We start from the raw sequence: 9,678 nt of genomic DNA, 5'->3' as shown, positions 1-9,678 counted from the left end.
CTTCCGCTCTGATCCTCCAAGGACGATTAGCTCAGCGGGAGAGCGCTTCCCTGACACGGAAGAGGTCACTGGTTCAATCCCAGTATCGTCCACCAACAGAGATCCCCGGGTCCAGAACCCGGGGATCTCTTCGTTTCCGGGCCGCTCCAGCCGCCGGTCGCCCGTCCCTGGGCACGCCGTTCCGGGCGCGTCCCGGCATCCCCCTCTCCGGAACCCGTTCCGGGAACCGGTTCCGGCGGGCCCGCCCGCGGCGCCGCCTCCGGAGCACCGCTTCCGGCCGCCCCACCTCGGGTGTTCCGCTCCGTCCGCCCTCGCGGCCTCCCCCTCCCGCCGCTCTTTCCCCGCCTCCCGTTTCCGGGCTTCCCGCGTTTCCGGTACGCGCCGGGCGGCGACAGGAGGCAGCATCGGGGCATAACCCGGAATCTATTCATCGCTTATGCTCTTTTGACCATCGCGAAAGGGGCGAGCCTGTGCTGCGTGTGGTGGTCGACCCGGAGGTGCCCGCGAACGTCGCCGACCTCATGCGACGGAACGGCCCGCTGCTCTCCCGCTACCGGGCCGGCTGGAACCCCGAACCGAGCGGTCCCCACTTCCCGGCCCCCGTCCTGGTGTCCCTCGGGGTGCTGACGTTCCTGACGGTCCTCGTCACGCTGCTCGTCGGCGCTCCGGGGGTGTTCCTGGGCACCCTCGGCACCGTCTACCTGATCGTCCTCGCCTGCGTCTACCTCGCCAGGAAGCCCCTGCCGGCCGACTCGACGGAGCGCGTGCTGTACCGGCACTCGCGGTTCCACCAGGGCCGCTTCCTGGTCCTGGAGGACTTCGACCTCCCCTCGCGGGCCCTGCTCGGCCGGGTGCAGAAGGCGATCGACCGCATCATGGGCGCGCGGGTCAACGCCCTGGGCATGCTCGACAGCGTGCGCAACTCGGTGATGCTGCCCGCCGAGGAATGGGAGATCGCCCGGCTGCTGACCAAGCTGTCGGCCCTGCGGGCCAGGCACCGGCACCTGGCCCGCGGCGGCCGGACGCCGGAGGTGGCCGCCGCCATGGCGCCGCTGGAGCGGGCCCTGGCCGCCAGCGAGGCCGCCGTCGTCGCCCGCGTCGAGGCCCTGGAGCGCTACGCCCGCCACGTGGCGCGGGCCGACCACGCGCTGGCGTCGCGGGGGCAGATCGAGGCCCTGCTCGCCTACCTGCCGGAATACGAGCAGCTCGTCGCGGAGACGGGCGCCTCCCGCTTCTCCGCACCGGAGATCGGCACGCTGAGCGAGGACGCCGCCCGGCTGCAGCAGGCGCTGCGCGACAGCGTCCGCTCCGCCCACGAGGCGTTCCGGTACCTCGAAGGCTGAGAAGGAGGAGACGATTCCCAACCGTGCGAAGGGGGTGAGCCCGTGCAGCGGGTGGTAGTCGACCCGGAGGTGCCGGCGGAGGTCGCGGAACTGTTCCGCCGGAACGCCCGGCTGCTCTCCAGGGTCAGGGCCGGCTGGCAGCCCGCCCCCGTGCCGGTCCGCGAGGACCGCAGGGGCATAGCGCCCAAGGTCCGCATCGTCATCCTGTCGGGCGTCCTGCTGGGCCTGCTCGCCATGAACATCGGGCGGATCCCCTTCTTCCTGATCGGGATGCTCGCCTTCGTGGCGCTGATCGGCACGATCGCCGCCCAGCAGTTCCCCGATGCCGGCGAGGGTGACGAGGACGGCGACGCCGGCGACTACGAGATCTCCCGGCACGCCCACTGGTACGAGGGCCGCTACCTCCTGCCGGAGGACTTCGACGACACCGCCGGACCGCTGCTGGAGCGGGCCGGGCGGGCCGTCGACACCGTCATGCGCTCGCGGATCAACGCCCTGGGCATGCTCGACGACGTGCGCAACTCGGTGATGCTGCCCGCCGAGGAGTGGCAGATCGCCCGGCTGCTGGCCAAGCTGTCGGCGCTGCGCGGCGAGCACCGCGACCTGCTGTACGGCGGCAGCACCCCGGAGGTGACCGCCGCCATGGCGCCGCTGGAGCGGGCCCTGGCCGCCAGCGAGGCCGCCGTCGTCGCCCGCGTCGAGGCCCTGGAACGTTACGCCCGCCACGTGACCGAGGCCGAGCGGGCGCTGCGCGCCCACGAGCAGATCGAGCAGCTGCGGGAGCGGCTCCCCCGCTACGAGGAGCTCCTGGCCGAGACCGGCGCCGACTCGGCGGCCGTTCCGGAGATCGACCGGCTGGCCGGGGACGCCGGGCGGCTGGAGCGGGCGCTGCGCGACAGCGTCCGTTCGGCCCATGAGGCGTTCCGGCATCTCGACGGCCCGACCGGGGACGGGCCGTCCGTTCTCGGGTGACTCCACGGCCCACCCGGGAACCTCCCGCCCGTTCTTGGGTGATTCGTATGGGTATGGTCACCGCATGACGGAACAACCGATACTGGTCTACGACGGCGACTGCGGCTTCTGCACCTCCTGCGTCCGGTTCGCCGAGCGCCGGATCGGTCTCCGGGCCCGCGCCGTACCCCTGCAGACGGCCGACCTGGCCGTGCTCGGCGCCACCCGGGAGCGCGCCGAGCACGAGGTGCTGTGGGCGGAGGACGGCAGGCTGTACGGCGGGGCGCAGGCCGTCGCCAGGCTGCTGATCTGCGCGGGACCGCCCTGGAGCGTCGCGGGGTCCCTGATGCGGCTCCCCCTGCTGCGGCGGGCGGCGGGGTGGGGCTACCGGCTCGTGTCCGCCAACCGGGGGCGCCTGCCCGGCGGCACCCCCGCCTGCTCCGTGCCGGAGGCCCGCCGATGACCGTTCTGCTCACCGGTTTCGAGCCGTTCGACGGCGACACCGTCAACCCCTCGTGGGAGGCGGTCAGTCTCGTCCCCGGGGTGCGGGCCGTACAGGTGCCGTGCGTGTTCGGCGCGGCGGTGGATCGGCTGCGGGAGGCCGTCGCCGAGCACGACCCCCGGGTGGTCGTCTGCGTCGGGCAGGCCGGCGGCCGGGCCGACGTGACGGTCGAGCGGGTGGCCGTCAACCTCGACGACGCCCGCATCCCCGACAACGCCGGGCGGCAACCGATCGACGAGCCGGTGGTGCGCGGCGGGCCCGCCGCCTACTTCGCCACGCTGCCGGTGAAGGCGTGCGTGGCCGCGGCCCGGGCGGTCGGGGTCCCGGCGAGCGTGTCGCAGAGCGCCGGGACGTTCGTCTGCAACCACCTCTTCTACGGCCTGATGCACCTGATCGCCACGGAGCGGCCCGACATCCGCGGCGGGTTCGTGCACGTGCCGTTCGCCCCCGGGCAGGTCCTCGACCGGGCCGCGCCGTCCATGCCGCCCGCGCTGGTCGCCGAGGCGCTGGCCGCGATCGTGACGGCCGCCTCGTTCATGGAGGGCGACCTGCGCCTGGTCGGCGGCTCCCTGCACTGATCGGCGGCTCCCCGCCCGGGGCCGGAATCGGGCGTCCGGCGCCGTGGCCGGGGTCTGGGTCTGGGTCTGGGTCCGGAGCCTGGGTCCGGAGCCTGGCGGAGGTCCGGGGAGCCGAGGGACCGGAAACCGAGGGGTCGAGAGGTCGAAGGGGGCAGACGGGGACCGGGGAGCGGAGGCCGGGAGTCACAGCGGCACGCCGTACACCGCGCGGCGGCGTGCGAACTCGGTCACGCTCCACAGCGTCCCGCGCTCGCGGACGCAGGTGAGGTCCTCCGGGCCCACCGGGTAGGGCCGCCTGGTGACCGTGTCGCCGACCACGATCAGGACGCCGTTGCGCGTCGAGCCGGCCGCCTGGCTGAGATACCAGGTGCCGCCGTGGGAGAGCGCGCCCTGGATCCTGGGCTCGGGCAGCACGTAGGCGTCCTGGGCCGCGGCGACGCCGCCCGCGTCGGCGCGCAGCGGGCCGCCGGGCTCCAGCGGCCAGCGGGCCACCCTGCCGGGCGTGCCGGGGGCGTCGACGTACTCGCCGCCGATCAGGGTGTGCACCGGGCCCGTCCGGTCGACGGAGGCGAAGGAGAACCGGGCGTCGCCCGTCGCGACCCAGGCGCCGGTCTGCGGCATCACGTAGCGGTAGCCGAAGGCGTTGTAGGTCGCTCCCTTCCTGCCGATGGTGGTCTTGGAGTCGCCGTTCACCTCGTAGATGTGCCGGGTGTCGAAGACGCGCAGGCCGCGGCCGGTGTCGGCGACGTACAGCAGGTCCCCGTACCAGGCGACGCCGCCGGCGTGGATGTCGATGGGGGCGATCCCGCCGTCGGGCCTGGCCGTCACGAGCAGGACGTGCCGGTAGCGCAGCGTCGCGGCGTCGAGGAAGGACAGCCGGATGCCGCGCTCGGGCGCGTTCTGCGGCTTGAAGTACCAGCTCACCACGAACACGTCACCGCGGGCCCCGGCGTCGGAGGAGCTGGTCAGGCCCTGCGGGTACCAGTCGGTGACGGCGTTGTCGGCGTCGTCGAAGCAGTACCAGTCCACCGGCCGGGGCTTCATGCCGGAGAACGCCCCGGCGCCGGACGCCCCCTTCCTGACGGCGACCCGGTTGGCCTTGGCCAGGACGGTGGCGAGGGGCACACGGCCGAGCCGCTCGCCCAGCGCGCGGGCGCCGGCCAGCAGGTCGCCGTCGTTGCGCCTCAGCTCGAACGGCTTCACGGCCGTGGTCTTCATCGCACTCATCGGGGTCGCTCCTCCTCCGGTCGCCGCCGGGCCCGGCGGGTCGAGACGTGGAGTTCACGAGTATGCCGATATATGGATCATTCAGGAGCCCGATGAGGCGGTGAATCAGTCCAGGTCTGACATGTCGAGCACGGAACGGAGGTCCGCACGGTTCGCGGAGGTCCTCAAAGCGGCCAGGTGTGCACCGGCTCCCCGGTCAGCGCCAGCTCCTGGTAGCGGGTCACCAGGCGCGCCCGCGCCGCCGGGTCGGTGCCCAGCTCGGCGAGCTTCTCGCGCTGCCAGACCGCACCGGTACGGCGCCGCCCGGTGCGTTCCCGGATGACGTCGAGCGCCCGCTCCGCCTCCTGCGCGTCCACGCCGGCGCGCACCAGACCGTCCGCCGCCATGGGCAGCAGGTCCTCGACGAGCCGGTGCGCGGGGACCTCTCCGTCCCGGCCCGGCCAGGCCATCGGGGCGTCCAGTCCGCTGATCGCGCCGCGGTAGAAGTTGCGGTAGGCGTCGGCGAAGGGCGTCTCGTGCACCGGTTCCTCGGCCATCGCCAGGGTGAGGCCGAGCATGAAGGCGGTGTTGGCCACCATGTCGGCGGGGGTCGGCCCGGCGGGCAGGGCCCGCATCTCCACCCGCAGGTGGCCGCCGTCGGCCGGGTCGTAGACGGGCCGGTTCCACAGCCACACCATGCCCTGGTGCAGCCGCAGCTCGGCCAGTTCCGGGGCCTCGCCCGCCGCGTCCCGGGCGTCGGTGAGCACCGGCACCACCGGCTCGTACTCGCGGACGCACGCCTCGAACAGCTCCTCGGCGCCGCCGACCCACCCCGAGCCGAAGGCCACCCGCCGGTCCCTGCGGTCGAGCCGCTCGACGTCGCGGTCGTCGGCCGCCTCCTCGAACAGGGCGATCCTGGTCTCCTCCCACAGCCGCCTGCCCAGGAAACCGGGCGAGTTGCCGCTGACCGCGAGGACCGGGCCGATGGCGAGCTGGGCGGCGTTGTAGACACGGGCGAAGTCGGCCGGGGCCGTACGCAGGTGGACCTGCCAGGAGGTGTTGGCGCTCTCCAGGATGACGCCCTCGACCTCCAGCTCCAGCTCCTCGGCGCCGCTGATGCGCACCCGGAACGGCTCGGCGCGCAGCCGGCGCATGCCCCGGGTCATCGCCCGGTAGCGGGCCTCGTCGCTGAGCGCCTCGTGGGTGAAGTCGAACTCGCTGAGAGAGGGCAGGATCCCGATCGCCACGGACCGGCCGCCCTGCGTCGCCGCGGCCTTGTCCACCATGTCCATGGTCTCGCGCAGCTCGGCGGCCATCGCGGTGAAGGGCCGCCCGGCGAGCGGCAGCGGGGTCAGGTTGACCTCCAGGTTGAACCGGCCCAGCTCCGACACCAGCCGGTCGTCGGACGCGGCCTCGCGCACCTCCCGGTTGCGCTGGAGCGGCCTGCCGTCGGGGGTGGTGAGGAACAGCTCCAGCTCGGCGCCGACGGTCAGCGGGCCCTCCCCGAAGCCGGGCCGGGCCAGGGTCTCACGCAGCGTGGCCATCTGTTCCGCCAGCCGCTCGCCGAAGCGGATGAACTCCACCTCGGAGAACCGGTCCTTGTCGAGTTGCCGGCCCATCGCACCATCCGATCAGTTGGTCCTCGTGACCCCCTCCTACTCTCCCAGGTGGGGGCTTCTAATCAGGCGAGCGGGTGGGGGATGGATCACAGTCCGCGACGGGAGGGGCAGGAGGCCCGGTGACGTGGACGGTCCGGGAGCCGGATCACGGGCCGGGGACAGGCGGGGCGGGGACGGCCGGACCGGAGTCGCGGCCCGCGGCGGGGGCGGGTGGGACGCGCGGCCGACCGCGTGGCATCCTGCGAGTGCCGCGGACGCGGCGCGGGAACCGCAGGCCGGGAGGCGGCGCGGAACCCGCCGGCCGGAAGGCCGGGAAAGCCGGGGAAGCCGGGAAAGAGGTGTGCCGGGTGCGAGCCGTGGTCTTCGACGCCTTCGGAGCCGATCTCGAGGTCAGGGAGGTGCCCGATCCGGCGCCGCCGTCCGGCGGGGTGGTGGTGCGGGTGGCGGCGACCGGGCTGTGCCGCAGCGACTGGCACGGCTGGCAGGGCCACGACGACGACATCCGGGCCCTGCCGCACGTCCCCGGGCACGAACTGGCCGGGGTCGTGGCGGCGGTGGGTGACGGCGTGCGCTCCTGGCGGCCCGGTGACCGGGTCACGGTCCCGTTCGTCTGCGCCTGCGGCTCCTGCCCGGCGTGCGCCGCCGGCGACCAGCAGGTGTGCGAGCGGCAGACCCAGCCGGGGTTCACCCACTGGGGTTCCTTCGCCGAGTACGTCGCGCTGGAGAACGCGGACGTCAACCTCGTCGGGCTGCCGGAGGCGGTGTCCTTCCCCGCCGCCGCGAGCCTGGGCTGCCGGTTCGCCACGGCCTTCCGCGCGGTGGTCTCGGTGGGCCGGGTACGGCCCGGCGAGTGGGTGGCGGTGCACGGCTGCGGCGGCGTCGGCCTGTCCGCCGTGATGATCGCCGCCTCGGCCGGGGCCCGGGTGGTCGCCGTGGACGTCTCCCCTCGGGCGCTGGAGCTGGCCGCCCGGTTCGGCGCCGCCGCCTGCGTCACCGCCGCCCCGGGAGGCGGGGCTCCGTCCGCCGGCCCGGGGCTCGTGTCCCCGGCCGCCGATCGGGAGGCCGCCTCTCCGGCCGTCACCGTCCCGGAGGACGGCGGCCCGGAGGACGGCGGCCCGGAGGACGGCGGCCCGGAGGACGGCGGCGTGGCCGAGCGCGTCCGGGAGGTGACCGGCGGCGGGGCGCACGTCTCGATCGACGCTCTCGGCAGCCCCGGGACGTGCGCCTCCTCGATCGGGAGCCTGCGGCGGCGGGGCCGGCACGTCCAGGTCGGCCTGCTCCCGGGCCTGACCGCCCTGCCGATGGGCCGGGTGATCGCCCACGAGCTGGAGGTGCTGGGCAGCCACGGCATGGCCGCCCACGCCTACCCGGCGATGCTGGAGACGGTCACCGCGGGGCTGCTCCGCCCCGACCTGCTGATCACCCGCACGATCGGCCTGGAGGAGGCGGGGCCGGCGCTGGCCGCGATCGGCTCGGTGCCCGGTGTCACCATGATCGACCCGTTCGCTCCCTAACGACACCGACAAACCACCTCAGCGTTCTCCAAACGCGACGATGGCGGTGATAACGTCCCAGGTCATGCGCCTTGACGACCTCGCCCTGCTGCACGTCCCCGGAAGCATCACCCTGCACGACGACCTCCTCCTGGTCGACGTCGCCCGCCCCGACCTGGAGGCCAACGCCTACCGCGGAGGCCTGTGGCGGGTGCCTCAGGACGGCCCGCCCGTCCCCTTCACCCACGGTGACCTCGACATCGCCCCCCGCATCTCCCCCGACGGCGCCTGGGTGGCCTTCCTGCGGGCGAAGGAGGGCGGCCGGCCGCAGCTGTACGTGATGCCCGCCCGCGGCGGCGAGCCGCGCCCGGTCACCGACCTGCCGCTCGGCGCCGGCGCGCCGGTCTGGGCCCCCGACTCCCGCCGGATCGCGTTCGTCGCGCGGGCCCCGGAGGAGGGCCGCTACGGCACCGAGGAGGGCGTGGACGCCCCCGCCGAGGCGCCGCGCCGCATCACCGGCCTGAACTACCGGCGCGACGGCGTGGGCTTCACCTTCGACCGGCGCTCGTCGCTGTTCGTGGTCAACGCCCTCGCCGACATCCCCCAGCCGGTGCGCCTGACCGACGGCCCGTACGACGTCGACACCCCCGCCTGGACCCCCGACGGCGAGCACGTGCTGGTCTCCGCGCCCCGCGACCTCGACGGCGACAGCCTGCACACCGACCTGTACGCGGTCCCGGCGGCGGGCGGCGCGCCCGCCCTCGTGGTGCGCAGCGAGGGCGGCGCGGACCACCCCGTGGCGCTGCCCGGCGGGGAGGTGCTCTACCTCGGCACCGCCTTCTCCGGCATCCACGCCGTCGCCCGCAACACCGGCCTCCACCGCGCCCCACTGCGGATCGGCGGCGAACCGGCCACCGGGACGCGCATGACCGAGGAGGAGTCCGTCGACTGCGAGGCGCTGGAGCCCGTACCGGTCGAGGACGGCGTCCTGGTGGCGGTGCGCACGCGCGGCGCCACCGAGCTGCTGCTCGTCCCGGCGACCGCCGAGGACATGCCGCTGGAGAAGCTCGGCCGGGTGCTCGGCGATCGGGCGGCCGTCAAGGCGTTCACCGCGCACGGCGGGCGGATCGTCGCGGTGGTCTCCACGCCCGAGTGCCCCGGCGAGGTGGTCACCCCCGAGGGCAGGCTCGCCGAGTTCTCCGGGCCGCTGGCCGGGGTGCGCCCGCTCCAGGAGATCACCGCGGTGGCACCCGACGGCTACCCGGTGCACGGCTGGCTCGTCCTGCCCGAGGGCGAGGGGCCGCACCCGGTCCTGCTGAACGTGCACGGCGGCCCCTTCCACCACCACGGCTGGGGTTTCTTCGACGAGACCCAGGTCTACGCGGGCGCCGGGTACGCGGTGGTCCTGCCCAACCCGCGCGGCTCGGGCGGGTACGGCCAGGCCCACGGCCAGGCGGTCGTCGGCGCCTTCGGCACCGTGGACGTCGACGACGTCCTCGCCCTGCTGGACGCGGCGCTGGAGCGGCCCGAGTGCGACGCCGACCGGGTGGGCGTGATGGGCGGCTCCTACGGCGGGTTCATGACGAGCTGGCTGGCCGCCCACCACGGGGAGCGGTTCAGGGCCGCCTGGAGCGAGCGGGCGGTCAACGCCTGGGACTCCTTCACCGGCTCCTCCGACATCGGCTGGTTCTTCGCCGACGCCTACTGCGGCCCCGACCCCGAGGTCCAGCGCGCGATGAGCCCGCTCCACCACGCCGACAAGATCAGCATCCCGTTCGCCGTGGTCCACTCCGAGGAGGACTGGCGCTGCCCCGTCGAGCAGGCCCAGCGGATGTACGTCGCCCTGCGCCGCAACGGCGTCCCGGCGGAGTTCCTGCTCTTCCCCGGCGAGGGCCACGAGCTCACCCGCAGCGGCCGTCCCCGGCACCGCCTGCAGCGGTTCGAGGCCGTCCTCGAATGGTGGTCGCGTCACCTGGCGTAGGCCGT

The 9,678-nt window shown here is 74.4% G+C and carries 8 protein-coding genes and 1 tRNA gene; 7 read left to right on the top strand and 2 right to left on the bottom strand.

Annotated features, from left to right (window positions below):
• The first annotated feature begins 20 nt into the window (after positions 1-20).
• The 5 genes from ACZ6W9_RS08515 to pcp all read left to right on the top strand — a co-directional run bounded on the left by ACZ6W9_RS08515 (position 21) and on the right by pcp (position 3,374).
• Positions 21-95, top strand: a tRNA-Val gene (locus tag ACZ6W9_RS08515).
• Between the two features lie 375 nt (positions 96-470).
• Positions 471-1,343 (top strand): hypothetical protein, encoded by an 873-nt coding sequence (locus ACZ6W9_RS08510; protein WP_389969423.1) that lies wholly within the window; start codon positions 471-473, stop codon positions 1,341-1,343.
• Positions 1,344-1,385: 42 nt separating this feature from the next.
• Positions 1,386-2,315 (top strand): hypothetical protein, encoded by a 930-nt coding sequence (locus ACZ6W9_RS08505; protein ID WP_389969421.1) that lies wholly within the window; start codon positions 1,386-1,388, stop codon positions 2,313-2,315.
• A 64-nt stretch (positions 2,316-2,379) separates the two neighbouring features.
• A complete protein-coding gene (locus ACZ6W9_RS08500) occupies positions 2,380-2,757 on the top strand; it encodes a thiol-disulfide oxidoreductase DCC family protein (protein ID WP_389969419.1) in 378 nt (125 codons plus the stop codon).
• Entirely contained in the window at positions 2,754-3,374 is a 621-nt protein-coding gene (pcp, locus tag ACZ6W9_RS08495; RefSeq protein WP_470117007.1) for a pyroglutamyl-peptidase I, read from the top strand. The genes ACZ6W9_RS08500 and pcp overlap by 4 nt, the downstream gene beginning before the upstream one ends.
• A 183-nt stretch (positions 3,375-3,557) precedes the next feature.
• Here the strand turns inward: pcp and ACZ6W9_RS08490 are convergent, their stop codons facing one another.
• Together ACZ6W9_RS08490 and ACZ6W9_RS08485 are read right to left on the bottom strand one after the other, a co-directional pair.
• Positions 3,558-4,601: a hypothetical protein gene (locus tag ACZ6W9_RS08490; RefSeq protein ID WP_470117006.1), complete on the bottom strand. Its 1,044-nt coding sequence runs from the start codon at positions 4,599-4,601 to the stop codon at positions 3,558-3,560.
• A gap of 164 nt (positions 4,602-4,765) precedes the next feature.
• Positions 4,766-6,199 carry a glutamate-cysteine ligase family protein gene (locus ACZ6W9_RS08485; RefSeq protein ID WP_470117004.1) on the bottom strand — a complete coding sequence of 478 codons (1,434 nt, stop codon included), beginning with the start codon at positions 6,197-6,199 and terminating at the stop codon, positions 4,766-4,768.
• 347 nt (positions 6,200-6,546) lie between these two features.
• Between ACZ6W9_RS08485 and ACZ6W9_RS08480 the strand changes: the two genes are divergently transcribed.
• Both ACZ6W9_RS08480 and ACZ6W9_RS08475 read left to right on the top strand, forming a co-directional pair.
• A complete protein-coding gene (locus ACZ6W9_RS08480; RefSeq protein WP_470117002.1) occupies positions 6,547-7,713 on the top strand; it encodes a zinc-dependent alcohol dehydrogenase family protein in 1,167 nt (388 codons plus the stop codon).
• Positions 7,714-7,777: 64 nt separating this feature from the next.
• The gene (locus ACZ6W9_RS08475) at positions 7,778-9,673 is read left to right on the top strand and encodes a S9 family peptidase (protein ID WP_389969408.1); all 1,896 of its coding nucleotides are present in this window, start codon (positions 7,778-7,780) and stop codon (positions 9,671-9,673) included.
• The last annotated feature ends 5 nt before the right edge of the window (positions 9,674-9,678 follow it).

The organism is Streptosporangium sp. NPDC053982 (genome assembly GCF_055585205.1).
This window is presented reverse-complemented; position numbering and strand designations above follow the sequence as displayed.